Annotated in this window: 27 protein-coding genes; 9 read left to right on the top strand and 18 right to left on the bottom strand. The window is 64.7% G+C overall.

Annotated elements, in window-relative coordinates; translation table 11 throughout:
* Positions 1 to 25 precede the first annotated feature (25 nt).
* Complete coding sequence (locus UIB01_RS00365) at positions 26 to 1,024, top strand: LLM class flavin-dependent oxidoreductase (RefSeq protein ID WP_038655805.1); 999 nt, start codon at positions 26 to 28, stop codon at positions 1,022 to 1,024.
* 123 nt (positions 1,025 to 1,147) lie between these two features.
* Positions 1,148 to 2,512 carry a cation:proton antiporter gene (locus UIB01_RS00360; RefSeq protein WP_051605034.1) on the top strand — a complete coding sequence of 455 codons (1,365 nt, stop codon included), beginning with the start codon at positions 1,148 to 1,150 and terminating at the stop codon, positions 2,510 to 2,512.
* 57 nt (positions 2,513 to 2,569) lie between these two features.
* Here the strand turns inward: UIB01_RS00360 and UIB01_RS00355 are convergent, their stop codons facing one another.
* The 6 genes from UIB01_RS00355 to UIB01_RS00330 all read right to left on the bottom strand — a co-directional run bounded on the left by UIB01_RS00355 (position 2,570) and on the right by UIB01_RS00330 (position 8,743).
* Positions 2,570 to 2,785 carry a dodecin gene (locus UIB01_RS00355; protein WP_038655803.1) on the bottom strand — a complete coding sequence of 72 codons (216 nt, stop codon included), beginning with the start codon at positions 2,783 to 2,785 and terminating at the stop codon, positions 2,570 to 2,572.
* 301 nt (positions 2,786 to 3,086) lie between these two features.
* Positions 3,087 to 3,302 (bottom strand): KTSC domain-containing protein, encoded by a 216-nt coding sequence (locus tag UIB01_RS00350; protein ID WP_038655801.1) that lies wholly within the window; start codon positions 3,300 to 3,302, stop codon positions 3,087 to 3,089.
* Positions 3,299 to 5,104, bottom strand: a complete 1,806-nt coding sequence (locus UIB01_RS00345; protein ID WP_038655799.1) for an ABC transporter ATP-binding protein — start codon at positions 5,102 to 5,104, stop codon at positions 3,299 to 3,301. The genes UIB01_RS00350 and UIB01_RS00345 overlap by 4 nt, the downstream gene beginning before the upstream one ends.
* Positions 5,101 to 6,255 (bottom strand): glycoside hydrolase family 1 protein, encoded by a 1,155-nt coding sequence (locus UIB01_RS00340; RefSeq protein ID WP_038655797.1) that lies wholly within the window; start codon positions 6,253 to 6,255, stop codon positions 5,101 to 5,103. Before UIB01_RS00340 ends, UIB01_RS00345 begins: the two co-directional genes overlap by 4 nt.
* A 98-nt stretch (positions 6,256 to 6,353) precedes the next feature.
* Positions 6,354 to 7,571 carry a UDP-galactopyranose mutase gene (gene glf, locus UIB01_RS00335; protein ID WP_038655795.1) on the bottom strand — a complete coding sequence of 406 codons (1,218 nt, stop codon included), beginning with the start codon at positions 7,569 to 7,571 and terminating at the stop codon, positions 6,354 to 6,356.
* Positions 7,559 to 8,743, bottom strand: coding sequence for a glycosyltransferase family 1 protein (locus UIB01_RS00330; protein ID WP_038655793.1), 1,185 nt, complete (start codon positions 8,741 to 8,743; stop codon positions 7,559 to 7,561). The genes glf and UIB01_RS00330 overlap by 13 nt, the downstream gene beginning before the upstream one ends.
* Before the next feature lie 423 nt (positions 8,744 to 9,166).
* Here UIB01_RS00330 and galE point away from each other — a divergent pair, with 423 nt between their 5' ends.
* Positions 9,167 to 10,231, top strand: a complete 1,065-nt coding sequence (gene galE, locus UIB01_RS00325) for a UDP-glucose 4-epimerase GalE (RefSeq protein ID WP_038655791.1) — start codon at positions 9,167 to 9,169, stop codon at positions 10,229 to 10,231.
* Positions 10,232 to 10,367: 136 nt separating this feature from the next.
* Here the strand turns inward: galE and UIB01_RS00320 are convergent, their stop codons facing one another.
* Complete coding sequence (locus tag UIB01_RS00320) at positions 10,368 to 11,270, bottom strand: LysR family transcriptional regulator (RefSeq protein ID WP_038655789.1); 903 nt, start codon at positions 11,268 to 11,270, stop codon at positions 10,368 to 10,370.
* A gap of 177 nt (positions 11,271 to 11,447) precedes the next feature.
* On the opposite strand from UIB01_RS00320, the gene trpB reads away from it, so the two are divergent.
* The 3 genes from trpB to UIB01_RS00305 all read left to right on the top strand — a co-directional run bounded on the left by trpB (position 11,448) and on the right by UIB01_RS00305 (position 13,986).
* Positions 11,448 to 12,674 (top strand): tryptophan synthase subunit beta, encoded by a 1,227-nt coding sequence (gene trpB, locus UIB01_RS00315; RefSeq protein WP_038655787.1) that lies wholly within the window; start codon positions 11,448 to 11,450, stop codon positions 12,672 to 12,674.
* On the top strand, positions 12,671 to 13,480 hold the full coding sequence (gene trpA, locus UIB01_RS00310; protein WP_038655785.1) for a tryptophan synthase subunit alpha: 810 nt from the start codon (positions 12,671 to 12,673) through the stop codon (positions 13,478 to 13,480). Before trpB ends, trpA begins: the two co-directional genes overlap by 4 nt.
* A 176-nt stretch (positions 13,481 to 13,656) precedes the next feature.
* A complete protein-coding gene (locus UIB01_RS00305; RefSeq protein ID WP_038655783.1) occupies positions 13,657 to 13,986 on the top strand; it encodes a DHCW motif cupin fold protein in 330 nt (109 codons plus the stop codon).
* Between the two features lie 117 nt (positions 13,987 to 14,103).
* Here UIB01_RS00305 and UIB01_RS00300 read toward each other — a convergent pair whose 3' ends face one another.
* The 4 genes from UIB01_RS00300 to UIB01_RS00285 all read right to left on the bottom strand — a co-directional run bounded on the left by UIB01_RS00300 (position 14,104) and on the right by UIB01_RS00285 (position 16,341).
* A complete protein-coding gene (locus tag UIB01_RS00300) occupies positions 14,104 to 14,289 on the bottom strand; it encodes a DUF1289 domain-containing protein (protein ID WP_038655781.1) in 186 nt (61 codons plus the stop codon).
* Positions 14,290 to 14,291: 2 nt separating this feature from the next.
* Entirely contained in the window at positions 14,292 to 14,663 is a 372-nt protein-coding gene (locus UIB01_RS00295; protein ID WP_038655779.1) for a hypothetical protein, read from the bottom strand.
* Between the two features lie 203 nt (positions 14,664 to 14,866).
* Positions 14,867 to 16,108, bottom strand: a complete 1,242-nt coding sequence (locus UIB01_RS00290) for a type II toxin-antitoxin system HipA family toxin (protein ID WP_051605033.1) — start codon at positions 16,106 to 16,108, stop codon at positions 14,867 to 14,869.
* Positions 16,105 to 16,341, bottom strand: a complete 237-nt coding sequence (locus tag UIB01_RS00285) for a helix-turn-helix domain-containing protein (protein WP_230585274.1) — start codon at positions 16,339 to 16,341, stop codon at positions 16,105 to 16,107. Before UIB01_RS00285 ends, UIB01_RS00290 begins: the two co-directional genes overlap by 4 nt.
* Positions 16,342 to 16,600: 259 nt before the next feature.
* Here UIB01_RS00285 and yghU point away from each other — a divergent pair, with 259 nt between their 5' ends.
* The 3 genes from yghU (at position 16,601) to UIB01_RS00270 (ending at position 19,318) form a co-directional block, all read left to right on the top strand.
* On the top strand, positions 16,601 to 17,443 hold the full coding sequence (yghU, locus tag UIB01_RS00280) for a glutathione-dependent disulfide-bond oxidoreductase (protein WP_038655773.1): 843 nt from the start codon (positions 16,601 to 16,603) through the stop codon (positions 17,441 to 17,443).
* Positions 17,444 to 17,814: 371 nt separating this feature from the next.
* The gene (locus tag UIB01_RS00275) at positions 17,815 to 18,621 is read left to right on the top strand and encodes a hypothetical protein (protein WP_038655771.1); all 807 of its coding nucleotides are present in this window, start codon (positions 17,815 to 17,817) and stop codon (positions 18,619 to 18,621) included.
* 304 nt (positions 18,622 to 18,925) lie between these two features.
* Positions 18,926 to 19,318, top strand: a complete 393-nt coding sequence (locus tag UIB01_RS00270; protein WP_038665261.1) for a hypothetical protein — start codon at positions 18,926 to 18,928, stop codon at positions 19,316 to 19,318.
* 96 nt (positions 19,319 to 19,414) lie between these two features.
* Here UIB01_RS00270 and UIB01_RS00265 read toward each other — a convergent pair whose 3' ends face one another.
* From UIB01_RS00265 to UIB01_RS00230, 7 genes are all read right to left on the bottom strand, one after another.
* Positions 19,415 to 19,918, bottom strand: a complete 504-nt coding sequence (locus UIB01_RS00265) for a DUF4126 family protein (RefSeq protein WP_038655769.1) — start codon at positions 19,916 to 19,918, stop codon at positions 19,415 to 19,417.
* Between the two features lie 98 nt (positions 19,919 to 20,016).
* Entirely contained in the window at positions 20,017 to 20,421 is a 405-nt protein-coding gene (locus UIB01_RS00260) for a hypothetical protein (protein WP_038655767.1), read from the bottom strand.
* 131 nt (positions 20,422 to 20,552) lie between these two features.
* The gene (locus UIB01_RS00255) at positions 20,553 to 20,846 is read right to left on the bottom strand and encodes a GNAT family N-acetyltransferase (RefSeq protein WP_038655763.1); all 294 of its coding nucleotides are present in this window, start codon (positions 20,844 to 20,846) and stop codon (positions 20,553 to 20,555) included.
* Positions 20,847 to 21,024: 178 nt separating this feature from the next.
* On the bottom strand, positions 21,025 to 21,468 hold the full coding sequence (locus tag UIB01_RS00250) for an SRPBCC domain-containing protein (RefSeq protein WP_038655761.1): 444 nt from the start codon (positions 21,466 to 21,468) through the stop codon (positions 21,025 to 21,027).
* Positions 21,469 to 21,784: 316 nt separating this feature from the next.
* Positions 21,785 to 23,620, bottom strand: a complete 1,836-nt coding sequence (locus tag UIB01_RS00240) for an ABC transporter ATP-binding protein (RefSeq protein ID WP_038655756.1) — start codon at positions 23,618 to 23,620, stop codon at positions 21,785 to 21,787.
* Positions 23,621 to 23,870: 250 nt separating this feature from the next.
* Positions 23,871 to 24,437, bottom strand: coding sequence for a DUF1993 domain-containing protein (locus tag UIB01_RS00235; RefSeq protein WP_080695033.1), 567 nt, complete (start codon positions 24,435 to 24,437; stop codon positions 23,871 to 23,873).
* A gap of 234 nt (positions 24,438 to 24,671) precedes the next feature.
* Positions 24,672 to 25,058 (bottom strand): ACT domain-containing protein, encoded by a 387-nt coding sequence (locus tag UIB01_RS00230; protein ID WP_038655753.1) that lies wholly within the window; start codon positions 25,056 to 25,058, stop codon positions 24,672 to 24,674.
* Positions 25,059 to 25,159: the final 101 nt, after the last annotated feature.

The following is a 25,159-nucleotide window of genomic DNA, read 5'->3' as shown; positions in this document are numbered from 1 at the left end:
GCGCATTCATTGCATGAGGTAACCGATGTCCCGCATTACCCAGACCCGTTTTTCCGCACTCGACCTCGCCCCCATTCGAGACGACGGCACGCCAGCCCAGGCCCTGCACAACGCCCTGGCCCTGGCGCGCCACGTCGAACAGCTCGGCTTCGAGCGCTTCTGGGTCGCCGAACACCACAACATGGACGGCATCGCCAGCGCCGCAACCGCCGTGCTGATCGGCTACCTGGCCGCCAACACCTCGCGCATCCGCCTCGGTGCCGGTGGCGTGATGCTGCCGAACCACGCACCGCTGGTGATCGCCGAGCAGTTCGGCACGCTGGAGGCGCTCTACCCGGGCCGCATCGACCTCGGTCTCGGCCGCGCGCCGGGTGCCGACCAGTTCACCGCGCACGCCCTGCGCCGCGACCGCATGGGTAGTGCCGACGATTTCCCGCAGGACGTCGAGGAGCTGGAGCTGCTGCTCGGCCCGCGCCAGCCGAGTCAGCGCGTCATCGCCATGCCCGGCGTGAACAGCAATGTGCCGATCTGGCTGCTCGGCTCCAGCCTGTTCAGCGCCCAGCTGGCCGCGGCCAAGGGCCTGCCGTACGCCTTCGCCTCGCACTTCGCGCCGCGCTACATGCACCAGGCGATCAAACTCTACCGCGACAACTTCAAACCCTCGGCGGTGCTCGACAAACCCTACGTGATACTCGGCGTGCCGCTGATCGCCGCCGACAGCGACGTGCAGGCCGAACACCTGGTGACCAGCGTCTACCAACGCATCCTCTCGCTGATCCGCGGTCAGAGCCTGGTGCTGCGCCCGCCGGTGCAGAGCATGCAGGGGCTGTGGCTGCCGCATGAGCAGCAGGCCGTGGGCGACTTCCTCGGCCTGGCGCTGATCGGCGGCCCGGAAAAGGTTCGCGCGCGCCTCGAGGTGCTGCTGGAGCAGACCCAGGCCGACGAGCTGATCTTCACCTGCGACCTCTACGAAACCACCGATCGCCATCGCGCCTTCGAGATCGTCGCCGATCTGCGCCAGTAGCAACGGACACTGCCCTGACCGGCGGTGGCCTAGTACGGCCCTGCCGGCGAACCCAGCCGCCGACCACCGTTCCAATGGCACACATTCCTGAGCGCAACGACGCGCCCCGCCATCGGAACACGCATGAATTTTCTCGAATGGATGGCCGTACTCGGCGTCCTGCTACTGATTCTCGCCCTTGCCTCGGCCTACCTGCGCTGGCTGCCAATCACTACCTCACTGATCTACCTCGGTTTCGGCGTGCTCATTGGCCAGCTCGGTATCGGCCTGTGGGAGATGGAATTCCTGCATATCGCCGGCTGGATGGAACATCTCACCGAGGTCGCCGTGCTGGTGTCGCTGTTCGTCAGCGGACTGAAACTGCGCATGCCGCTACGGCATCCGGCGTGGAAAAGCGCCTATGTGCTGGCCGGGCCGGTGATGCTCGCCTGCATCGGCGGCGTCACCCTGCTCTGTCACTACGTGTTCGGCCTGAGCTGGGGCGTCGCGGTACTGATCGGCGCGATCCTGGCGCCCACCGATCCGGTGCTGGCCAGCCTGGTGCAGGTCAACGATGCCCGCGACAGCGACCGGCTGCGCTACGGCCTGTCCGGCGAAGCGGGATTCAACGACGGCACCGCGTTCCCCTTCGTGGTCTTCGGGTTGATGCTCATCGCCCAGGGCCAGCTGGAAGCCGACTGGGTCGGCGAGTGGGCGCTGCATCGGCTGCTATGGGCGGTGCCGGCTGGGCTGCTGATCGGCTTTCTGCTCGGCAAGCTGGTCGGTCGCGTGGCGATCTACCTGCGCGCACGCCACACCGACACCGCCATGTCGCCCAACGACTCCCTGGCCCTGGCGCTGATCGCGCTGGCCTACGTCGGCGCCGAGCTGGCCGGTGCCTGGGGCTTTCTCGCCGTGTTCGCCGCCGGCCTCGGCCTGCGCCATGCGGAATTGGCCGCCGCGGATGACTCGGAGACGCCGTCCGAAGAGCTGATCAACGATGCCGTGCCGCATCTTGCCGAAGGGGGTCTGGCGCCGCGCGCGCTGTCACTGGATGACCGACAGCTCGGGCAACCGCGGGTCGCCGCCGGCGTGCTGATGGGTGATGTGCTGGCCTTCGGCGGGCAGCTGGAACGCAGCCTGGAAGTGCTGCTGGTGACCATGCTCGGCGTGCTGGTCTCGGTGCACTGGGACTGGCGCGCGGTGCCGCTCGGCCTAGCGCTGTTCCTGCTGATTCGGCCGCTGAGCGTGATGTTGCTGATGCCGCGGCGCTACCTCGACCGCGGCCAGTGCCTGACGGCCGGCTGGTTCGGCATCCGTGGCATCGGCAGCCTGTACTACCTGAGCTATGCGGTGACCCACGGCCTGCTGCCGGAAGAAGCGCATACGATCATCGGCCTGGTGCTATCGGTAGTAGCGCTGAGCATCGTGCTGCACGGCCTGAGCACCCAGCCGCTGTTGCGGCGCTACGAACGCAGCCGCGGCGAGACGCCCGACGGCCAGGGGTGAAGCCGGCATCCCGGGCAGCCGACCAATCAGTCGCTGCCGGGTCGCCTGAGCGGCAGATCAGCTATTGGCGAGGCGGAAGCCGACCTTCATGGTCACCTGGAAATGCCCGACCTTGCCGTTTTCGACGTGGCCACGGATCTCGCCAACTTCGAACCACTCGACGTTCTGCAGCTTGCTGCTGGCCTCGGCGATGCCGTTCTGAATCGCCTCATCGACGCTGTTGCGCGAGGAACCGACGATTTCAACCTTCTTGTACGTGTGATGATCCGACATTGAAACAATCCCCTTCTGGTCTGGAGAGCCTCCGCTCGGTGATGACGCGTCCTGTTGATTGAGGCCCGCAGATCGCCCCGGAAGTTCAGCGCAGCGGTCGGTCCGCCGATGGCGGGCGGCGAATCCTGATGGCGGAAAATGCCGCGCGGTTCGTAGGGTGGATGTCGCTTTCTACATCCACCGCACCGCCACCGGGTGGATGGCACCCCGAGGATCGGTGGAGCACGATCCTCCCGACGGCCTGCTACGGCACACGTAGGGTGGATAACGCGCAGCTTATCCACGCGGTTTCCCGGCGCGATCACTCCACGCGCTGATAGCGGTAATGCTGCGGCTTGAATACCTGGTTGAAATGCCGGCCCAGCGAGTCGGCTGCGAGCAGCGCCTGCACCGCCTCGGGCGGGACTTCTTCATAGCGGTACAGCGCGCCGCTGCTGAATTCCACTTCCAGCACCTGTTGCTCGGGGTCGTAGCCGAGCGAGCGCAGGCTGCGCGAGGACACTGCTGCACGCTTCATAGGGCCGGCCCGGGTTCCTGAGCAAAGCCTTCGGCCTGCATACGCCATAGCGCGTCGAACTCACCACCCTGACGGCGCAGCTCCTGCGGCGGGCCGTCTTCGACGATACGGCCTTCGCGCAGCACGATGATGCGGTCGAAGCTCGCCAGCGTGGACAAGCGGTGCGCCACCGCGACCACGGTGCGGTTGTGCACCAGGTTGTTCAGCGCCGCCTGGATCTCGCCTTCGGACTGGGTATCCAGCGCCGAGGTGGCCTCGTCGAGGATCAGGATCGGCGCGTCCTTGAGGAACGCGCGGGCGATGCCCAGGCGCTGGCGCTGGCCGCCGGAGAGCATCACCCCGCGTTCGCCAACTAGGGTGTCGTAACCCTGCGGCAGCTCGCGGATGAAACCGTCGCAGAAGGCACTGCGCGCCGCCTCGACTACTTCCTCGTCGCTGGCGTCCGGGCGACCATAGCGGATGTTCTCGCGGATGCTGCGGTTGAACAGCGCGGTTTCCTGCGGCACCACGGCGATCTTCTCGCGCAGGCTGTCCTGGCTGACGCCGCGGATATCCTGGCCGTCGATGAGAATGCGCCCGTCCTGCACGTCGTCGAGGCGCTGGATGAGGTTGATCAGGGTCGACTTGCCAGCGCCGGACGAGCCCACCACGCCGACCTTCTGCCCGGCCGGAATATGCAGGTCCAGGCCTTCGAACACGGCGCCGCGGTCCGGGTAGCTGAAGCTGATGCGTTCGAAGGTGATATCGCCTTCGGCCAGCATCAGCTGGTTGTCGGTATCTTCCAGGCCGTGGGGCTGGACGATGATGCGCAGGGTGTCGTCGATGGCACCGATCTGCTGCGTGGCATCCACCAGCGCCAGTGCCAGGTCCCGAGAGCCATGCAGGATGCGAAAGGTCAGTGCGCTGACCAGCACCACGTCGCCGGCCGTGACCTCGCCACCTACCCACAGCTGGATCGCCCAGATCAGCATGCCGCCGGCCATCACCGACAGGCAGATGTCGTGCATCACCCGGGCCTTTTCCAGGTACATCCAGCTGCGCCGCTGGGCGCGGGCCTCGAAGCCGATCTCGTGGGCCAGGCGCTCGGCCTCGCGGTCGCGGGCGGAAAAGGCCTTGATGGTCCAGACATTGGAGACCGCATCCACCAGCTCGCCGCCGACCCGCGCCGATTGCGCGGCGAAGCGCTGATGCTTGTAGCGGCCACGAATGCCGAAGCCGGTGATCAGCACGGCGACGATGGCGACGAACAGGATCAGCGCCACCGCCATGCGCACGTCCACGGTGAGCAACACCACCACGGCGCCGAGAAAGTCGACGATCGGCGGCACGATCTTCCACGCCAGCCCGCCGTAGATGGCGCCAGCCGCCTGGCCAACGGCAGAGATGCGATTGCCCAGCGAGCCGGCGAAATGCTCGGTGAAATAACGCATCGGGTGGCCGGTCAGGTGCTTGAACAGGTCGACGCGGATATCCACCACGCTGGCGACCACGGTGCGGCAGCCGAGCCAGCCGCCCAGGCGCCAGAACACGTTCTCGGTGACGATCAGGCCGATGAACAGCCCCAGCGGCCACCAGACGTTGGCCGAGCCGCGATCCGCAGTGCCCTGGGCCATGGCGTCGACCAATAACTTCATGCCGTACTGCACCGCCACCGCGCAGCTGGCGGCACCGATGATCAGCGCCAGCAAGCCGCCGAAATGCCAGGGCCGGGCGCAGATGTAGTGCCAGAGAAAGGCGACCGGGCGGCTCGGCAACGGCAGCTCGTCCGCCTGCGCCTGCGGCACCCCGGCCACCTGGTTCATGGCGTGACTTCAGCGAGCCGTGGAGCCGGGCTGGAATGGCTGAAGCGCGTCTGCTGCAGGCGCAATTCGTCGGCCAGGCCCTCATGCACGCAGCGCTTGCCATTTTCGTCGGGGAAGCCGAGCAGCCCGACTGGACAATGCCGCTCATCAGCCCAGCCCGGGTAATCCAGCACCGGATACAGGCAGATGCCTTCCACCGGCACCCCGGCCTGCATTGCCAGCCCCGCCTGCTCGCTGACGTAACGCAGCCAGTCGCCGCGCACGTCGCCTTCGGCACCGGTCTCGGCGATCAGCAGCGGCCGCTGGTAGCGCTGATAAATCTCGCGAAGGATGCCCTTGAAGGGCCGGTAATCAGGGTTTTTCCGCTCGATGGTACGGCCATCGCCGTGGTACCACTGGTTGTTCGAGTAATAGTTGATGCCGAGCACGTCGAGGTACTCCGGCGCACCGCCGAGACCCGGCCACTGCTCGCCGCAGAGCATGTCCCAGGCCTCGAACTGCGACTGGCGGAAGCGCTCGGCGTCACGCTGCGGCCCGGGCCGGTCATTCGCCGCGACCACATGAATGGCCGGGTCGACCTGGACGAAACGCGCCCGAGGCTCGACCGCACGGATCGCCTGCATCGCCGCGATGGTGGCGCGCACCAGCTGATGCTTGAGCTCGAAGCCGCGGCCGCGGGCCATCGGATTGAAATAGGCCTCGTCGCCACCGGCCCAGGCCCAGAAGGAAATTTCGTTGAGGGGAGCATAGAACGGCACCTCGTTGGTCTCGTCCTTGATCAGCTGCGCTGCCGCCGCGGCGTAGCGGGCAAAGCGCTCGACGAACTGCGGGCGCCAGATGTCGATGTCGTCCGGCCAGCCGTAATGGCACAGATCCCAAATTACCTGGGTGCCCTGGCGCTTCGCCGCCTGCAGCATCGGCAGGAAGCTTGACCAGTCGTACTGCCCCGGCGCTCGCTCGATCAGGTGCCAGCGCAAGCCATCGCGCACGCTGTGCAGGCCATAGCGGTGCAACTCGGCGTAATCGTGGGCAGCCCAACGGTCGTGCCCCGTCGCGGCGATCAGGTCGAGGCGACGGCCGTCGCTGCGCCGGTGGTTCGAACACTCGAAACCGCCAAGGAAGAAGCTCTTGAACAGGCTGGGGTGGTGCATCTTGTACCTCGTGGATGACTCGCTGCCGGCCCGAGCAGCCGCCGAGCGGCAGCGGCCCGTCAGTAGCGACGGGCCTCATGCATAACGACAGTTTTGCTTCAGCCGAGTTGTTCGGGCACCAGTTGCGGCTGCGTTGCCAGCTCGGCTTCCTCGATGCGCTTGTACAGCGCCAGCGCCTGGCCGACCACCTGATCCATGTTGTAGTACTTGTAGGTGCCGAGCCTGCCGACAAAAGTCACACCGGGCGTCTCGTCCGCCAGCTGCTGGTAGCGCTTGTACAGCTCGGCGTTCTCTGGACGTGGGATGGGATAGTAGGGATCGCCCTCGGCCGAGGGGTATTCGTAGGTGATGCTGGTTTTCGGATGGACCTGTCCGGTGAGGTGCTTGTACTCGCTGATCCGCGTGTAGGGCACGTCCTCGCTCGGATAGTTGACCGTGCCCACGGCCTGGAACTGCTCCTGGTCGAGCTGCTTGTGCTCGAACTTCAGCGAACGATAGGGCAGCTTGCCGAAGCGGTAGTCGAAGTACTCGTCGATCGGGCCGCAGAAGATCAGGTGGTCGAACTGCACCTCATCGCGAATTTCCCGGTAGTCGGTATTGATCATCACCTTGATGTTCGGGTGCGCGAGCATCTTCTCGAACATCTTGGTGTAGCCGTACTTGGGCATCTGCTGGAAGGTATCGGTGAAGTAGCGGTCGTCGGTGTTGATGCGCGTCGGGATGCGCGAGGTTACCGACTTGTCCAGCTGCGACGGGTCCAGGCCCCACTGCTTGCGGGTGTAGCCGCGGAAGAACTTCTGGTACAGCTCGCGACCGATGCCGTTGATCACCACGTCTTCGCTGGTCTGGATGTCTTCCACCGGCTCGGCGCGGCTGGCGAGGAAATCTGCCGCTTCCTCTTCGCTGGTCATGTTCAGACCGTAGAGCCTGTTCAGCGTGGTCATGTTGATCGGGATCGGCACCTCCTGCCCGTCCACCTGCGCCAGCACGCGATGCTCGTAGGGCCGCCACTCGGTGAACTGCGAGAGGTAGTCGACGATGCGCTGGGCGTTGGTGTGGAAGATGTGCGGGCCGTAGCGGTGGATCAGCACACCCGCTTCGTCGTAATGGTCATAGGCATTGCCGGCGATGTGCGGACGGCGGTCGACCACCAGCACGCGCTTGTTCAGCCCCGCCGCCAGCCGTTCGGCCAACACGCTGCCGGCAAAACCAGCGCCGACGATGAGGTAGTCGAAGCCATGCCTGCGCGCCTGCGACTCTTCGCCACCGCCGCCGAGACGTTCCGGATGGCTGTCCTGCGGGCTCATATCGCGCATTGCATCTTCTCCTTCATCAGGCTCCAGGTGTGATCCCAGGACATGTCGCCGAGGATCTCGTCGGCCTTGGCCAACAGCGCATCGCGGTCTTCGGCATCGGCCAGCGCAGCTTCGGTGGCGGCGACGAACTCCTCGGCGCTGTCAGCGATGCGCACGATCCCGGTGTCACCATAGGTGCGCACCACATCGGTAATCGGCGTGGAGACCACCGGGCAACCGCCGGCGAGGTATTCGGGGGTCTTGGTCGGGCTGATGAAACGGGTCGACTCGTTCAGCGCGAACGGCATGATCGCCACGTCCCAGCCGGACAGGTACTGCGGCAACTCGTCGTAGGTCTTGCCGCCGAGGTAGTGGATGTTGTCGCGTTGCGGCAGCTCAGCCGGGTCGATCTTCACCACCGGGCCGATCAGCACGATCTGCCAGTCCGGCTTCATCCGCGCGACCTGTTCGATCAGTTCGAGATCGAGGCGCTCGTCGATCACGCCGTAGAAGCCGAGACGCGGATGGGGAATCTCCGCCTGATCATCTGGGTCGTGCTGTGGCCGGCGCGCGGCGGCGAAGTGCTCGACATCGACACTGCTGGGGAATGGATGGGCGTTGTCGTGGCGCTGGCGCTTGGCTTCGTAGAGGCTGTAGCCACCGGTAAAGACCAGATTGGCGCGGCACATCAGCTCCACCTCACGCTCGATCAACTGTGGCGGCGCCCCGCGAAACGCCGAAAGCTCGTCCATGCAGTCATACACGATCAGGTTCGGCGCCAGGTGATCGGAGAAGGCCAGGCTCATCGGCGTGTAGTACCAGAGCAGCAGCTCGCCCACGCCGAGCTTTTCCAGGTAGCCATCGAGCAACTGGCGCTGCACGCGGGTCGCGTCTTCGCCCTCGCAGCCCGCCGGCAACCGGGGAATCAGCACCTGCACGCCATTCTCCTCGGGGCGCACTTCCAGCCAGGGCTGGGCATCCTCGGTGGGGATCGGTTCTTCATGGAAGAGCACGTTGTAGTCGCGGGCGAAGCGCGACATCAAATGCTGCGGGCGCTGGTAGACGAAACTCCAGCGCAGGTGCGACAGGCATAGCAGGGTCGGAACCTGATCGTCGAAGACAACCTCGGCCGGCGCCTGCTGCGCGTTGCGGGATTTACCGATGTCGTATTGGAACGGGCCGGCCCAGCTCATTTAGCACCTCATTTCGGTAGCTGTGCCCAAGCGTTCCTGCTTGCTCACCTCGCCACTTCGATGCCAGCGCTGCCCTGCGTAAGGCGTGTCATCTCGCGGTGGCAGCGGGTCGTTGCAACGTCCTGCAACCCGCGCCACCTGCCGGTAGTGGACGGCAATCAGCGGTACGGGTTCCCGCCAATCATCAGATAGCGCAGGCCATCGACCGGCTGGCAGGTCGATGGAACTCGCTCGAACCTCACCCCGTCCCTATCAGCAGGACGCCTGATTTAAACCGGCATCGGAACCCCCTGCGCGCAGCTCGTCGTCGCCGCCCTGTTCCGTTTCGCCGATCCCAATTACGGAGACGCATGCAGCGCCAGACATGGCCAGCCGCAGCGTCCCGAGCGTGTCGAAAAGACTGCGAATTTCGGAGGTAGACAGATGATTCTGGTAACAGGAGGGGCTGGATACATAGGCTCACACGCAGTGCTCGAACTGCTGCAGGCCGGCCACGAAGTGCTGGTGCTCGACAATCTCTGTAACAGCTCGCAGGTGGCCCTGGACCGGGTCGAGCAGCTGGCCGGGCGGCCGCTGCACTTCGTCAAGGGCGACGTGCGCAACCGTGCGTTGCTCAAGGCCCTGTTCGCCGCCTATCCGGTCACCGCTGTCATGCACTTCGCCGGTCTCAAGGCGGTTGGCGAAAGTGTGCGCGAGCCGCTGCGCTATTACGAAGCCAATGTCGGCGGCAGCATCGCGCTGTGCCAGGCCATGGCCGAAGCCGGAATCTTCAAGCTGGTGTTCAGCTCCTCCGCCACCGTTTACGGCGAATCGCCGGTGATGCCCATCACCGAAGACCGTCCCACCGGCGTACCGACCAACCCCTACGGCCAATCCAAGCTGATGGCCGAGAACGTACTCAAGGGTCTGGCCGACTCCGACCCGCGCTGGTCCATCGGCTTGTTGCGCTACTTCAACCCGATCGGTGCGCATGAGTCGGGGCTGATCGGCGAAGACCCGAATGGCGTGCCGAACAACCTGCTGCCGTACATGCTGCAGGTAGCGGTGGGCCGTCGTAAGCAACTGAGCGTCTACGGTAACGACTATCCGACGCCTGACGGCACGGGCGTGCGCGACTACATCCATGTGGTCGATCTGGCCAGGGGTCACCTCAAAGCGCTGGAGCGTCTGCAGTTGATTCATGGTGTTTCCACGTGGAACCTCGGCACCGGCAAGGGCCATTCGGTACGCGAAATGATCACCGCCTTCGAGGAAGTCACCGGCCGCCCCCTGCCCCACGTGATCAAACCACGCCGCAGCGGCGACATCGCCCAGTGCTGGTCGGACCCGAGCAAGGCGGAACAGGAACTCGGCTGGCGCGCCGAGAAAGACCTGACCACCATGCTCGCCGACGCCTGGCGCTGGCAGAGCCGCAACCCGCGTGGGTTTGCTGTGGAGAAAGTTGCGGCAGCAGACGCCATCCCCACACAAACGGCGCTGGCCAGCTAAGACCCTTTTCAGCGATACGGGGGGCTGAAGCAACCCTACGGATTCACTGCGCAGCGGACGCGCTCGTGAGTAGCCGAGCGCTGGTGAGGGCGCTTCTGGTCGTGACAGCGCCAGTCACGTGGCGCCTCTCACGCCGTTAGTTGATCATCTCGGCGCCGCGCAACTCGACACGCAGCCAGTCCGCCAGCCGCTCGGCCCGTCGATCCAGCCGCCGCGCCGGCACCCACAGCGCCAGCCGCGCGCTGGTTTCGACGAAACCCCAGGGCGCCAGCAACCGTCCCGCTTTCAGATCATCGGCGACCAGCTGCTGCGGCGCGATGGCCACACCCAGCCCGGCCAGTGCCGCTTCCAGGAGGAAATACAGGTGCTCGAAGCTTTGCCCGAGGCGCAGCTGCGCCGGGTCCAGCCGCTGCTGGCTGGCCCAGGTCGGCCAGGCCTGTGGCCGCGAGGCGGTGTGCAGCAGTGCTTCGTCAAGCAATGCCGCGGGTGGCGCGCTGCGCAGTTCGGCGCAACGCGGGTGGTAGGGGCTGAGCACCGGGCCGATACGCTCGGCGGCCAGCTCGAACACCTGCATATCCGCCGGCCATGGCGGCTCGGCATACCACAGCGTGGCGTCCAGCCCCGGTTTGCGCGGGTCCAGCTCGCCCTCGCTGGCCGACAGCTGCAGACGCAACTCGGGCAGGTCGCGATTGAGCCGATCCAGCCGCGGAATGAACCAGCGCGCCAGCAGGCTGCCGGGGCAACCGAGCACGAACGGCGCTTCGGCCGTCTGTCGCTGCAGCTCGGCGCAGGTGCTGCGCAGGCGCTCGAAAGCCTCGCTGGCCGCGTCACGCAGGCGCACACCAGAATCGGTGAGTTTTACGCCGCGCCCTTCTTTGACGAACAGGCTGACACCGAGCTGCACCTCCAGCTGTCTGACCTGACGACTGACGGCTCCATGGGTGACGTGCAGCTCGCGCGCCGCTTCGCTGACGCTACCCAGACGGGCGGCCGACTCGAAGGCACGCAAGGCGTTGAGCGGTGGAAGATCCTGGGCCATATATGTGAGTTTTCCTGACAGGTTGCGGCGATCTTATCGCTTTTAACCAGGCGCCCATAGCCGTACCCTGTGGCCATCGCATCTTCCGTTCGCCTGTGGAAGCGGTCTCGTCCTGAACTCAGCAAGCCACGTCAGGACAACCCAAGATAGGCCCGGCAACCGTTACAGGAGCCTCACATGACCTCATATCGCACCGGCCCGGACAACCGCGGGCTGTTCGGCCGCTTCGGCGGCCAGTTCGTCGCCGAAACCCTGATGCCGCTGATCAACGAGCTGGCCGCCGAATACGAGAAGGCCAAGAGCGATCCGGCCTTCCTCGAAGAGCTGGCCTACTTCCAGCGTGACTACATCGGCCGCGCCAGCCCGCTGTATTACGCCGAGCGCCTGACCGAGCACTTCGGCGGCGCGAAAATCTACTTGAAGCGCGAAGACCTGAACCACACCGGCGCGCACAAGATCAACAACTGCATCGGCCAGATCCTGCTGGCCAAGCGCATGGGCAAGCAGCGCATCATCGCCGAGACCGGCGCCGGCATGCACGGCGTGGCCACCGCCACCGTGGCCGCGCGCTTCGGCATGCAGTGCGTGGTCTACATGGGCACCACCGACATCGACCGCCAGCAGGCCAACGTCTTCCGCATGAAGCTCCTGGGCGCCGAGGTGATTCCGGTCACCGCCGGCACCGGCACGCTGAAGGACGCGATGAACGAGGCCCTGCGCGACTGGGTGACCAACGTCCACAACACCTTCTACCTGATCGGCACCGCCGCCGGCCCGCACCCCTACCCGGCCATGGTGCGCGACTTCCAGTCGGTGATCGGCAACGAGGTGCGCGAGCAGATCATGCAGAAGGAAGGCCGCCTGCCCGACTCGCTGGTCGCCTGCATCGGTGGCGGCTCCAACGCCATCGGCCTGTTCCACCCGTTCCTCGATGACGAGTCCGTGCAGATCGTCGGCGTCGAGGCGGCCGGCCACGGCATCGACACCGGCAAGCACGCCGCGAGCATGGCCGGTGGCGCGCCGGGCGTGCTGCACGGCAACCGCACTTTCCTGCTGCAGGATGCCGACGGCCAGATCACCGACGCGCATTCGATTTCCGCAGGCCTCGACTACCCGGGCGTCGGTCCCGAGCATGCCTGGTTGCACGAGATCAAGCGCGTCGAATACGTGCCCTGCACCGATGACGAAGCCCTTGAGGCCTTCCACCAGTGCTGCCGCCTGGAAGGCATCATCCCCGCGCTGGAATCCGCCCACGCCCTGGCCGAGGCCTTCAAGCGCGCGGCGAAGCTGCCCAAGGAACACCTGATGGTGGTCAACCTCTCGGGCCGCGGCGACAAGGACATGCAGACCGTGATGCACCACATGAGCCCCAAAGTAGAACAAGAGCAGGAGACGCACGCATGAGCCGCCTGCAGAGCCGCTTTGCCGAGCTGAAAGAACAGAACCGCGCCGCCCTGGTCACCTTCGTCACTGGCGGTGACCCGGACTACGCCACCTCGCTCGCCATCCTCAAGGGCCTGCCGGATGCCGGCGCAGACGTCATCGAACTGGGCATGCCCTTCACCGATCCGATGGCCGACGGTCCGGCGATCCAGCTGGCCAACATCCGTGCCCTCGGCAACGGCCAGAACCTGCCGAAGACCCTGCAGATGGTTCGCGAATTCCGCGAAAGCAATGCCAGCACCCCGCTGGTGCTGATGGGCTACTACAACCCGATCTTCGCCTATGGCGTCGAGCGCTTCGTGGCAGACGCCAAAGAGGCGGGCGTTGATGGCCTGATCGTCGTCGACCTGCCGCCGGAGCATAACGACGAACTCTGCGACCCGGCCCAGGCCGTCGGCATCGACTTCATCCGCCTGACCACCCCGACCACCGACGACAACCGCCTGCCCACCGTGCTCAACGGCAGCTCGGGCTTCGTCTACTACGTCTCGGTGGCCGGCGTGACCGGTTCCGGTTCCGCCACCATGGAACACGTCGAAGAGGCGGTCGCGCGCCTGAAACGCCACACCGATATCCCGGTGTGCGTCGGCTTCGGCATCCGCACGCCGGAACAGGCCGCCGCCATTGCCCGACTGACCGACGGCGTGGTGGTGGGCTCGGCACTGATCGACCAGATCGCCAGCGCCAAGAGCCCGGAAGACGCGGTAGAAGGCGTGCTCGGCCTGTGCCGCGAGATCAGTGCCGGAGTACGTGGCGCCCGCGGCTGAGGTTCTAGTTCCGCAACCGAAAAAGCCGCTGCCCCGTGAGAGGTCAGCGGCTTTTTCGTTTATGTACCAGGCGTCCCGATTTGCGTCGGAACATGGCGACTCCGGTGGGATTCAGTCCGCCACTGGACCGCAGCAATCACCACTGCTTTCTGCAAGACCACCAAGAGGCGTCAGACATGGACATCAACGACCTTCCCTTCGGCACCACCGACTGGGCGACCATAGAACCCACCCTGCATCCAGGCGAAACCGGCAGCGCTTACTGGCGCACTCGCCAGTTCGGCCCCATCCGCGTGCGCATGGTGGAGTACACCCCGGGTTATCTGGCGGACCATTGGTGCAGCAAGGGCCATATCCTGCTGTGCCTGGAAGGCGAGCTGCACACCGAACTCCCTGATGGTCGCCACTTCGTCCTCACGCCGGGCATGAGCTACCAGGTCGCCGACGGCGCCGAGCCGCATCGTTCATCCACCGAAGTGGGGGCGAAGCTGTTCGTGGTGGATTGATTGCAATCGGCAGCCGCTGCAACCTGAGGCGCAACGCACTAAATCAGCGCCTGCGAGGCAGTACGCGGCTGGTGACCACACCGTCATCGGCAGCGAAGGCGCCCCATCGCCCGGCCATCACTTCTTTTTCTTCTTTTTCAGTGCCTTCAACCGCTGCGCCGCGCGCTCTACCGTGGCCTTCTTGTCCAGGCGCTTCATGCGCTTCCACTTACGGATCTCGTCCTTGGTACGGCCGCAGCTGGTACACAGCTCGTCACTGAGCTTGCAGACGGAAATGCACGGATTCTCGACGTCCTTGCCCACTGTCAGTGCCGTGTCGTGGCGTTGCGGGCCAGGCGACGTTGCCAGTCACCGCCATCGTTGCGCTTGCAGGCTTCCTCGCTGTCAGAGCGCACCGGGGCGATAAGAGCACTCATGTCGATACCCGCCTCAGCCAGCGCCGCTTGGGTGAGCGCCTGCATGCGGGCGCCCTGCCCTTGGCCAATCGCCAGCGCCCTCTGCGCCTCCGTGACGAATACCCAGGTGACCTGCAGACTCTCGGGAAAGCGCGCGTAATCCACCTCATGGGTGAGCCAGCTGAATCCGACGATCTCCGCCTTGCCCGCTTCGCAGGCCTGGCTCAGGCAGCTGGAGAGTTGCCGTTCCATACGGGTCTGATCGCGTTTGCTGAGAAGCATCGTGCCGTCCTGTTACGGTTTGGCCCCGAGTCGAAGGGACAGTAAGCAGGAGTCTAACGCGCCCCCTGCATGCCGGACCGTCAGCACCGCTTGTTGTCAGTACCACTGATCGATTACTGACTATGGTTGCCACGCTCGCGGCAATCTCACCCAGCGAGGCCCTCGCGTGCGCTGTAGGCATTCACGAAGGAGGACCCTGGCCGCTACAGCTTGCGGTAGCGGCGGCACTGCTGAACGACGTATTTGCGCACATGCTGCACCTTCGCCCAACCCGCCTCATCCATGCCAACCGTCTGCAGTTCAGCTTGCAACTCGGCGCTATTGGCAGCTGGCTCGAGCAGATCCAGCATTTGCCGCAGCTCCCGCAGTACGAACGGCGGCGCGAGGCCCATGTGGCGCGCCAGCTCTTCCCAATCGGCTCTGCGCAGCTGCTGCGGATGGAAGTTACCGCCGACCGCGAAACCAAGACTGGGGCTGTATGGCAGCACCATCGTACATACCAGGTCATAGGCCGGCGCCAATGACCAGCGCCCCTTGGCGTCTTGTAACAGCGAAATGTTCTTGGCATGGCCATCGCTGTTGCCGGCCAGCACGTTGAATATCTGCCAGCGCAGCAGCTGGCGCACCTGCAGCGCAGGCATGGCCGTCACCGCGCGCAACAGGTCTGCGCAGGCAGCCAGCGTCGGGCCGCCCTCCTCCTGGTACTTGAGCCGCCGCGGATAGCCAAGCGCCTGGCACATGTCCTCCTGGTGCACACGCTCGATCTGGTTATCCACTCGCTCACGATCGTAACGAGTCACAACAAGATAGTGAGCCTTCCCTGCCTGACCTGCGTGCGAGTCGGGAACCACAAGCCCAGCGATCCGAGCCAGGCGGTTCATATAGAGCTCGTTGAAAACCAGCGCCGGCTTTAGCGAGAACTTGATCAGATGCGAAGAAGCGGCGGCACCGCTCGGGAGGTAGAGCTGGCCGCCTTCGAGGATTACGGGAATCTTGTCCTGGGCGCCGGCAAGCGAAAGCCGTGTCGCCTTGCCCGGCTGGAACAAGGCGTAGCGCTCCTTACCCTGCGCCCAGCGCGCCAGCTGATTGGGGTCGACCGGCTCCTGGCCACATTCGATCAACGCATCGGCCCGCTCCGGGTCAACAATGCGCAACGCACCGGCACAATCACCACCGATGGCGGCCAACAGCGAAAAGTCGTCATCGGCGATCCCAAGCCGGTTCACCAGCAACTGCCGCGAAGCTTCTTCGGGAAGCAGATTGGCAAACCAGTTGTGTGCCGTGCCGAGCGTTGGCGCAAACATACCGGTTGCAAGCGGCAAGCTATTGGAGATTGCAAACCGCGCTGCTTCGCTATAACGAAAACCCATGCTGCGGCCATCGTCACCCAGCCAAAGCTCACCGATACGGCAATCACCCCGGTAGACGCCGAGCAGCCCGCTCACAGGTCGCTCCCGTCACGTCTAGCCGCCAACAGCTCGATGCCAAGCGTATGACACACGTTCAGCACCCGCCCGAACGAACAGCTCTCACGGCCATTTTCCAGCTCGCTCAGAAAGCGCACGCTCACGCCGCATAGGCCGGCAGCGTCCACCAGACGCAGCCCCTGACCCTTGCGGGTGCGCTGGATCATCTTGCCCAGCTCGGCCATTGATACAAAAGCGGTAGGTCCACCCATTTTCCCGTTCCGTACAATTTGTTCTTCGGAAACAGCTCACTTCCGCTTTTTTCCCAATAGGGAAAATACTCTCCACCGCTGGCCGGTGCACTGGGTTTTTTACCGATCGGGAAAAAGATCTTCGAGTTCATCTCAAAAAACCCCGCGCAGAACAAACCATCGCCCATCGATGACCAATATCGACCCGCTTGATTTCGACAGCGCCGGCCGAGGGCGTAGCATGCCCGGCACATCCCCAGAGCCACCGAGGAGATTGTTCATGCCTGATACCCCTTACGTCCCGCCAAAGGTCTGGACCCACGATGCGCCCTCGGGCGGCAAGTTCGCCAGTATCAATGCCCCGACCGCCGGCGCGCGGCAGGAGAAGGTGCTGCCGGTGGGCAAGCATCCGTTGCAGCTCTACTCACTGGCGACGCCAAACGGCGTGAAGGTCTCGATCATGCTCGAGGAGCTGCTCGCCGCCGGCCACAAGGGCGCCGAGTACGACGCCTGGCTGATCAACATCGGTGATGGCGACCAGTTCGGCAGCGGCTTTGTCGAAATCAATCCGAACTCGAAGATTCCCGCCCTGGCCGATCACAGCGTCGCAGGCGGACCGCTGCGGGTGTTCGAGTCCGGCTCGATCCTCGTCTACCTGGCGGAGAAGTTCGGCGCCTTCCTGCCCACGGAAATCCGCGCGCGCACCGAAACGCTGAACTGGCTGTTCTGGCAGATGGGTTCGGCGCCCTTCCTCGGTGGCGGCTTCGGCCACTTCTACGCCTACGCGCCGGAGAAATATGAATACCCGATCAACCGCTATGCCATGGAGGTCAAGCGCCAGCTCGACGTGCTCGACCGCCAGCTGGCGGAGAATCGCTACGTGGCCGGCGATGACTACAGCATCGCCGACATGGCGATCTGGCCCTGGTACGGTGTGCTGGCGCGCGGTGAGCTGTACGACGCCGGCGAATTCCTCTCCGTGCAGGACTACAAGCACGTCCAGCGCTGGGCCGCGGAGATCGCCGAGCGCCCGGCCGTGATCCGCGGGCGCAAGGTCAATCGCACCTGGGGCGACGAATCCGAGCAGGTGCCCGAGCGCCACAGCGCTGCAGATCTGGACTGAGCCAACCGGCAGGGTGGAAAACGGCGAGGCCTTTTCCACCCACTGCCCACCATCGCGCTGCTGCGTTGCCCACCGCCCACCGGCACGCCCTTGTCGTTTCCCACTGCGCCTGAGCAAAGCGCGCCGACACTCGCACGAGCCTCCGTCCTGGCGACCCCCGGGGTTCAACTGCGAAGCCGTCCTCGCCCTGTGCCGACGAACCTCGCCTGACCGCTGATCCTCCCCGCTGAACTATGCCGGTGCGCTCCGACCCAATACTTCATGAGCGCCGCCTTTGCGCGGAAGACGCAGCCAGCGGCGGCCAATCGGCCGTAGTCCGTGCATGCGCAGCGCTCGACAACCCAGTTGTTCAACACAACGTGAGGTGGATCATGAGACACACACTGGTAGCAGCGTTCGCCACGCTGACCGACGCCAACCGCACCCGCGGCGACCTGATGTCGCGGGGCATTCCGCGGGAACAGATTCACGCCATTGGCGCCGAGAGCGCCGACATCCATGCCTACGACGCGCCCTACAGCACCACTCCCGACGTCCCGGTGGACCGCACGCACCACGAGTCCAAGGTCGCGCACTTCTTCAAATCGCTGTTCGGTCACGAGCCCCATGAAGAGCATCGCGCCTACGCCAGCGCCTACCCCGATGCGGTACGTCGCGGCGCCCTGGTGATCGCCGTGGATGTCGACGATGAGGATCAGCTGGCCAAGGCGCGCGACGCCCTGGAATACAACGGCGCCATCGACATAAACGAGCGCGGCGGCAGCGGCACAGTCGATGGCTACCCTGGCCCGAGCAGTCCCTATGCCGGCGCGACCGGCGGCGACAGCCACCTGGACAAGCACTTCACTACCCCAGGCACCAACACCGGAACGGTAACAGCCGGGCAGCAATCGGCGAGTGAGCGCTTCGGTGAAGGCGCCGGGGTACGTGCCGCAGCCGAGGTCGGCGGGCATACCTCGGCCCCAACCGACTACAGCAACCGAAGCGACGCCGACACTGGCCGCTATGACATCGGCAGCGCGGCCAAGCGGGCCGGCACCGACTACCCGGAGACCACAGCCACCACCGCGCCGACCGGTGCGGGCACAACCGGTCACGGGGTCAGTACTGAAACGCCAGAACTCGCGCCCGGTGTTAGCAGCCGCGACCGCATTTGCGTGATCCAGCGCCCGAGCTGACGGCAGTTATCCACGGGCCGTAACGCGGCCCGTGGTTATCTCGCTGTGCCGCCTCGCTGCCAGCCGCGGACATTCCGTTGGCCCGGATAGAGCGCCGCAGGCCCCGAGCAGAAGTCGCACGCCAAACCTCGCGGCACGCCTAGCGTGGGCTTTCCCATAGCCCTGCCCTGCCCGCTCGAACGCGGCGCTGCCGGAACCCTGCGACGATTGATACAGGGCCGAGGTGGTCAGCGTCCGATGCCGCAGGCGTATGCTGGATTTCCCGGTGGCCAATGCGCTGCCCTGTTCTGCCGAGCGCCCAGCCATGCGTATGCTGACCACCATCCCGCCCTGCCTGCTGCTTTGCCTGATCAGCTTAACCACCTGGGCCGCACAGCCGGCGACGGAGCAGACGGAGGGTGATTCGAAGAGCGCCTTCCTGCTACATGAAGGCGGCAACATGCACACCGACCAGGCCGCCCTGCGCGAGCGTCGCGCCAAGGCTTACGAAATGGAACTGCGCGAAGCCCATGACGAGCTGATGGCCGCCAAATACGCCATCACTCAAAAGTACCTGGCCAAGCTGCCCGCCCACGAACGCGAAGCACTGCAGGCCGAACTGGCCGCGCAGCACGCCACCTTCGCCTACCGCTACCCCGAAGCCCACGCGCGCTTGCTGCAGAGCAATCCGCACAAGACCGAGATCAGCCTGGACTGACGACCCCAGAGCGAACCGCGATGGGGTGGAAAACGGCAACGCCTTTTCCACGCGCCCGCATCACCGCCCCGCGAAACGCGCGGAGTACATGGCTTCTTACCGTCCGTGCCGACCCTCGCCCAACGCCCGCCGCAACCCAGCCTTGCCCACCGCCAATGCCACGCACTCCTCCACCGCACCCAGCGCCGCATTCACCAGCGGCCTCGGCTGATACGGTTTGCGCAGGCTCAGCCCGACCCTAGACGCGATCAACGCCGCCGTTGCGCCGAGCAATGCCGGCAGCAGCACAGGCTCGCGCCGCACACCCGCCAGCGCCGCCGCGCTGACGCCGCCGGACAGCGCACGAAACATCATCGATGGCACGATGGTGCGATCCGGCGCAAAGGGCATCTTGTCGCCAATCATCTCGGCCGCCGCGAGCACGGGCAGAAAGGTCTGCGCGGTGTCCGACGTCAGCAGCTGTGCCGCCTCCCCCGCCCCGGCGAGGTCATCGCGCTCGCTCAAGGCCCGGCTGACCAGCGTCGGCGCCAACATGCTGCGCATGCCCGTCACCGCCCCGATCGCCACGGCGGCCCAAAACAGATTGCTCGAAGTCGACATCGTCAGATCTCCCGGTGGTTGCTAATACCGACCGGGCCCCCGCCGCCAGCGTTCGGCTGCACGCGCAGCCAGCGACGGATGACACGCTCAAGGCACCATCACCACTGATAGAGCCCGTAGGCGAACACGCCAAGGCCAAAGCCCATCTGCGCTAGCAGCAGCGCGCGAATGGCGAAGGTGTAGCTGATCACCCGGCTCTGCCCCAGCGCATCGGCGGCGAACAGCCGATAACTCTCGGGATACTCGGCTTCCATCTCCTTCAGCGCCGTGATGGTCAGCTCCAGCAGCTGTCGGCTGCGTGCATCCACCAGCCAGAAGACCTGCGCCAGCAGGACTGTGAAGGCACCGAGCAGGATCAGCAGCCCCGGCGAGAAGCCGCGCTGCAGCGCCGCCAGTACACCGCCATCGGCAAAGATCGCCAGCACCACGAAGAAGTTGAAGCCACGCAGGCGCTGCTCGGCATTGAGCTTGAAATGCGCCCAGACAAACTCTCGACCATCCACGCGCTATCCCTCTGCCGAAACCGGTTGCTGGAGCGATGCCGTGCCGGCGCAGTGGCCGATAGCGGCCCAGCAACGATCACTCAGGTAAGAGCGCTGCCCGCGGCAATAAATCCCGCCAGGAAAGGCGCCGGTCAGGCAGGGTCGACCAGATCCTGCCATTCCTCGTGGTGCTCGATGTACTTGGCGATGAACTCGCACTGCGGCACCACCCGCTTGCCGCGCCGCCGCGCATCCTCCAGCGCACCCTTGGCCAGCACACTGCCCAAGCCCCGCCCGGACAGGCTGGAGTCGACCTCGGTATGGGTGAAGACCATCTGCTCGCCCTGCTCGCTGTACTCGGCGACGCCGAGTGGCTGGCCCTCAACCAGCAATTCGTAGCGCTGCTGCTCTGCGGCGTGGCGCACGCTGGCTTGTCTATCGCTCATGGCGGACTCCCTCTCGGTTAATGACGGCTAGAGGTACGAGTGAGCGCGGCGGATAAGGGTTCAGCTGGGTCGACGAGTCGTAGCGGCCTGAATGACGGGCGCGGTTCAGCTGACGTCAAACGCATACCGGCAGGACTCAAGGTGGAGAGCCCGCTCATCCTGAACGGTGCCGGAACTGTTATGCGCCACCCGTGGACTCAGCGAGCACGCGCGTGAGGCGATCAATGTTTTGCTCGTTCGCGGAGCCCGCTCTTGCCTTGACCGCTTGCGCGGTTTGCGCATCCTCAAAGACCTGGCTCCAGGTCATGCGCGTGCCATCCTCGGCAGGGATAAGTTCGATCGTCAGCGTAAAGTGCGGTGGGCAATCATGCCTGATGACCAGCATTGAACCGGGCACGAGTTCTTCGAACCTGCTCTCATTGCTATAGCTCTTCCCATCAGGCCCATGCATCACGAACTTCCAGCGACCGCCCGGTGCAAACTCGAAGATCTCGAATGTATTGCTGAAACCTTCCGGCCCCCACCATGCAGCGAGCAGATCGGCTGAGGCAAAAGCGCCGTATATCTCGGCTGGCGTGTACGGCAGTGTTCTTGCCGTAGTTAACGTTCTGTTTTCACTCATGCGCCTGGCTCCAGCTGGACGTTGATTTGTGCAGTACAACGATCAAGCCAAGCAGCGTAGTTCGTTTTCGCGAATAGGCGGTCTTTCCGCTTGGCTTCGTTGGGCGCCATAACCCCCGGCGGCGTTTCGCTAACAGCATGCCCCTCCCCATTGGTCGCATTGGTGGACAAGCAGAGCGTTGTCCACCCTACGCCACCCCAGCCCGCGCCGCCGACGCTCAATATCTGCGTAGGGTGGAAAACGGCGAAGCCTTTTCCACGCGTCACCTCCAGGCTGCATCGCTTGATGAGCACGCTGCGGTGCACCGCCACCGCCGTCAATCCACCCCGACAAAACCACCGGTCTGGTGCTGCCACAGCCGCGCATAGAGGCCGCCGCGGGCGATCAGCTCGGCGTGAGTGCCGGTCTCGATCACCCGGCCCCCGTCGATCACCACCAGCCGATCCATACGCGCGATGGTCGACAGCCGGTGGGCGATGGCGATCACCGTCTTGCCTTCCATCAGGGTATCCAGGCTCTCCTGAATCGCCGCCTCGACTTCCGAATCCAGCGCCGAGGTGGCTTCGTCGAGCACTAGGATCGGCGCGTCCTTGAGCAGCACCCGAGCGATGGCGATGCGTTGCCGTTGCCCGCCGGAGAGTTTCACGCCGCGCTCGCCGACCATCGCCTCGAAGCCCTTGCCGCCCTGGCTGTCGTCCAGGGTCTTGATGAATTCGTCGGCGCGGGCCTTGCGCGCCGCGGCCCAGAGTTCTTCCTCGGTGGCGTCGGGCTTGCCGTAGCGCAGGTTGTCGCGGATCGAGCGGTGCAGCAGCGAGGTGTCCTGGGTGACCACACCGATGTTGGCGCGCAGGCTCTCCTGGCTGACCTCGGCGACGTCTTGCCCATCGATAAGGATGCGCCCGCTCTCCAGGTCATAGAGGCGCAGCAGCAGGTTGACCAGCGTCGACTTGCCCGCACCCGACGGCCCGACCAGGCCGATCTTCTCGCCCGGGCGAATGTCGATGGAGAGCCCGCTGATCACCCCGCCCTGCTTGCCATAGTGGAAATGCACATCCTCGAAGCGCACGCCGCCCTGCTCCACCTGCAGCGGCTTGGCGTCCTCGGGGTCGAGCACATCGCGCGGCCGGACGATGCTCTTCATGCCGTCCTGCACGGTGCCGACATTCTCGAAGATGCCGTTGACCACCCACATGATCCACTCGGCCATGTTGTTGATGCGGATCACCAGGCCCAGCGCCAGGGCGATGGCGCCTGTGGTGATCAGCGCCTCGCTCCACAGCCACAACGCCAGCGCGCCCGTGCCGACAATCAACAGGCCGTTCATGCAGGTGATGAGGAAATCCAGGCTGGTGATCACCCGCGACTGCAGGCGGAACTTGCCGAGCAGCTCCTGCATCGCCTCGCGGGCGTAGCTCTCCTCCTCCCGCGAATGGGCGAACAGCTTGAGCGTGGCGACGTTGCTGTAGCCATCCACCACCCGCCCCATCACCTTCGAGCGCGCCGCCGACGCCGCTGCCGAACGCGCACGGATACGCGGCACGAAGTACCAGAGCGCGGCGCTGTAGCCGACGATCCACAGCAGCAAGGGCACGATCAAACGCAGATCCGCGGCTGCAAACAGATACAGCGCACTGCCGGCATAGACCACCACATGCCACAGCGCATCGATCACCTGCATGGCCGAATCGCGCAGCGACGGGCCGGTCTGCATCACCCGCTGGGCGATGCGCCCGGCGAAATCGTTCTGGAAGAAGTTCAGGCTCTGCTTGAGCACGTAGCGGTGGTTCTGCCAGCGGATCAGATTGGTCAGCCCCGGGTTGATCGCCTGATGCGTCAGCAGGTTGTGCAGGCCGAACACCAGTGGCCGGATGATCAGCGCCACCGCCACCATCCACAGCAGCTCGTTGCGATGCTCGGCGAAGAAGGTCCGCGCGTCATCAGTCGCCTGGGCCATATCGATCAACTGGCCGAGAAAGCTGAACAACGCCACCTCGATCAACGCCGCGAAAAAGCCGACCACCAGCACAGCCGTCATCAGCGGCCAGACCTGCTTCAGGTAATGGGCATAGAAGCGCAGCATCCCGGCCGGCGGCTCTACGTCCGGGCTGGGCTTGAAGACATCGATCAGGTTTTCGAAACAGCGGAACAACATGGGGAGGTCTGCTTTGTGGCGAGGTGGGCGAACGTCGTTCGCAAATACGACCGCTTGGGCGCGGCATCCCGGTTGGACGCCCCGAGCCCGCGAGCGTTTCGCCAACCACCTGCTCTGCCCGTCGATTCGCATCGGTGGACAAGCGCAGCGTTGTCCACCCTACGCCACTCGGCCCCCTTTGCCGACACCGTGCTTGCGTAGGGTGGAAAACGGCGAAGCCTTTTCCACGCGCTACGTTCAGGCCACCTCGTTAGCCCTTCGGAATCGATTCCGGTCGCAGATAGGGCAGCATATGTGCCACGTAGTCCGCCTTGCCCAGCTCGATCCCTGCCTTACGCAGGATCGAATACGCGGTCATCACGTGGAAGTAGAACTGCGCCAGCGTCCAGTCGCGGGCGTATTGCTCCGCGGTCAGGTCGAAGATCATCCCGTTTGCCAGCTCATGGGCGATTGGCTTGTCCGCGTCCATATCCAGCGCATCGGCGGCGAGACCGTCGAGCAATGCCACCGTCTCATCGATCCGGGCATAGGCATCAGCCAGCGTGCCCGGCCGCTCGCCAGCCTGCCGCCCCTCGTCCAGCAGCTCTTTGATCACAGCCGGAAACGCCTCGCCTCTCAGCCGACACACGGCCTCCCGCGCCTGCACACAGGCAAAGCGAACCTGCGTCGACAGCGGAAACATATCCGGTGCCAGCCGCGCGGATAACAACGCCTGCGCCTCCGCTTCCGGTAGCTGGGCCTGCGCCTTCTTTAGCCAGCCGGCGAGGGTTTTGAGCATTTGGGTGTAGGTCGGGGCGAGAAGGGTTGTTAGCTGCATGGGTTTGGACCTTGTGGAGAGCTACGCCGGAGAAAATGACAGGGTGCTACGAAGCTAGCCACCTGAAAATAAATCTGTCCCTTTTTCCCGAGCGGCTGACGGATCTCGCGTGGACAAGCGCAGCGTTGTCCACCCTACGCCACTCCGCTCGCTCTGCCGACACCGCGTATGCGTAGGGTGGAAAACGGCGAAGCCTTTTCCACGCGTTACGTCCAGGCTACCTCGCTCCTGCCTTCATTCTCCGATGAGGTGATGTCCGGCTCGCTTCAAAGCTGCCACCGCATTAGCAAGATTCTCCGACTTGACCAATATGTAATCCGTATCGAAGGTGCTCACCGCAAAAATGCCGACGCCAGCTACCGCGAGCGGATCAAGAAAGGACGCCAGGATTCCTGTCTGATCAAAGGCAAACGGCCCCTGCACCTTGATCGCGCGCCAACTGCTGTCCACTCGGGGCAACCCGGCCGCGACATCCACCGCGCAGACGATCGACAGCTCATCCTCCGTCCGGGTGATGGACATAAAACCCGGTGACGCCAATACCGCGCTCGGCAGCTCAGCACCAGGCTCCAACCGTGCGATCGCGAAGTTTTGCGGGAGTACGGAAAAGGATTGAGTCATGCAATGTCACCTTATGAATAAAGAGACGTGGCGCGAAGCGGCGGCGCTGAGCTCAAAATGTTCAGTGGAGAATTCTATCCCCTTTCACGCTCTTACCTTTT

Source organism: Stutzerimonas decontaminans, assembly GCF_000661915.1.
Taxonomy (GTDB): Bacteria; Pseudomonadota; Gammaproteobacteria; order Pseudomonadales; family Pseudomonadaceae; genus Stutzerimonas; species Stutzerimonas decontaminans.
This window is presented reverse-complemented; position numbering and strand designations above follow the sequence as displayed.

Coding starts and splice junctions, on each gene's coding strand:
- UIB01_RS00350 (WP_038655801.1), bottom strand. CDS start 3,302: ATGAAGCGTGCAGCAGTGTCCTCGCGCAGCCTGCGCTCGCTCGGCTAC.
- UIB01_RS00365 (WP_038655805.1), top strand. CDS start 26: ATGTCCCGCATTACCCAGACCCGTTTTTCCGCACTCGACCTCGCCCCC.
- UIB01_RS00330 (WP_038655793.1), bottom strand. CDS start 8,743: ATGAGCTGGGCCGGCCCGTTCCAATACGACATCGGTAAATCCCGCAAC.
- UIB01_RS00295 (WP_038655779.1), bottom strand. CDS start 14,663: ATGCTTCTCAGCAAACGCGATCAGACCCGTATGGAACGGCAACTCTCC.
- UIB01_RS00255 (WP_038655763.1), bottom strand. CDS start 20,846: ATGAGCGATAGACAAGCCAGCGTGCGCCACGCCGCAGAGCAGCAGCGC.
- UIB01_RS00340 (WP_038655797.1), bottom strand. CDS start 6,255: ATGCACCACCCCAGCCTGTTCAAGAGCTTCTTCCTTGGCGGTTTCGAG.
- trpA (WP_038655785.1), top strand. CDS start 12,671: ATGAGCCGCCTGCAGAGCCGCTTTGCCGAGCTGAAAGAACAGAACCGC.
- UIB01_RS00360 (WP_051605034.1), top strand. CDS start 1,148: ATGAATTTTCTCGAATGGATGGCCGTACTCGGCGTCCTGCTACTGATT.
- UIB01_RS00270 (WP_038665261.1), top strand. CDS start 18,926: ATGCGTATGCTGACCACCATCCCGCCCTGCCTGCTGCTTTGCCTGATC.
- trpB (WP_038655787.1), top strand. CDS start 11,448: ATGACCTCATATCGCACCGGCCCGGACAACCGCGGGCTGTTCGGCCGC.
- UIB01_RS00240 (WP_038655756.1), bottom strand. CDS start 23,620: ATGTTGTTCCGCTGTTTCGAAAACCTGATCGATGTCTTCAAGCCCAGC.
- UIB01_RS00305 (WP_038655783.1), top strand. CDS start 13,657: ATGGACATCAACGACCTTCCCTTCGGCACCACCGACTGGGCGACCATA.
- glf (WP_038655795.1), bottom strand. CDS start 7,571: ATGCGCGATATGAGCCCGCAGGACAGCCATCCGGAACGTCTCGGCGGC.
- UIB01_RS00275 (WP_038655771.1), top strand. CDS start 17,815: ATGAGACACACACTGGTAGCAGCGTTCGCCACGCTGACCGACGCCAAC.
- UIB01_RS00345 (WP_038655799.1), bottom strand. CDS start 5,104: ATGAACCAGGTGGCCGGGGTGCCGCAGGCGCAGGCGGACGAGCTGCCG.
- UIB01_RS00320 (WP_038655789.1), bottom strand. CDS start 11,270: ATGGCCCAGGATCTTCCACCGCTCAACGCCTTGCGTGCCTTCGAGTCG.
- UIB01_RS00230 (WP_038655753.1), bottom strand. CDS start 25,058: ATGACTCAATCCTTTTCCGTACTCCCGCAAAACTTCGCGATCGCACGG.
- UIB01_RS00285 (WP_230585274.1), bottom strand. CDS start 16,341: ATGGGTGGACCTACCGCTTTTGTATCAATGGCCGAGCTGGGCAAGATG.
- UIB01_RS00355 (WP_038655803.1), bottom strand. CDS start 2,785: ATGTCGGATCATCACACGTACAAGAAGGTTGAAATCGTCGGTTCCTCG.
- yghU (WP_038655773.1), top strand. CDS start 16,601: ATGCCTGATACCCCTTACGTCCCGCCAAAGGTCTGGACCCACGATGCG.
- UIB01_RS00250 (WP_038655761.1), bottom strand. CDS start 21,468: ATGAGTGAAAACAGAACGTTAACTACGGCAAGAACACTGCCGTACACG.
- galE (WP_038655791.1), top strand. CDS start 9,167: ATGATTCTGGTAACAGGAGGGGCTGGATACATAGGCTCACACGCAGTG.
- UIB01_RS00265 (WP_038655769.1), bottom strand. CDS start 19,918: ATGTCGACTTCGAGCAATCTGTTTTGGGCCGCCGTGGCGATCGGGGCG.
- UIB01_RS00235 (WP_080695033.1), bottom strand. CDS start 24,437: ATGCAGCTAACAACCCTTCTCGCCCCGACCTACACCCAAATGCTCAAA.